Origin of the sequence: Limimaricola sp. G21655-S1 (assembly GCF_027213785.1) — a bacterium.
GTDB lineage: Bacteria > Pseudomonadota > Alphaproteobacteria > Rhodobacterales > Rhodobacteraceae > Limimaricola.
Genome location: NZ_JAPWGO010000458.1, coordinates 1 through 243, shown reverse-complemented (window position 1 = coordinate 243; position 243 = coordinate 1). Strand labels below are relative to the sequence as shown.

Annotated in this window: 1 pseudogene; it reads left to right on the top strand. The window is 64.2% G+C overall.

The annotated features are described in order from the left end of the window. Positions 1-243 (top strand): annotated as a pseudogene (locus O4G76_RS21455) (sugar ABC transporter substrate-binding protein); the annotation flags it as partial.

The window sequence follows — 243 nt, the reverse complement described above, 5'->3', positions numbered from 1 at the left end:
GTGCCCTATGCGACCGCCACCCGCCGGATGAAGGAAATGGTGGAGGCGGGCCTTATCGAGCAGCGCCCGCGCACCAAATCCGGCAAGAGTTTCTCGATGCATCCCAGCGACAAGCTGCTGGACCAGTGGATACGCCTCTCAAGCCGCGTGCGGCGCATGGCCGAAGCGCGGTTTGGCGGTCGTCATCGCGGGCAGGAGAGCAAGGACTACTATTTTGGCGGCAGCTATTCCGCCGCGCAGTCG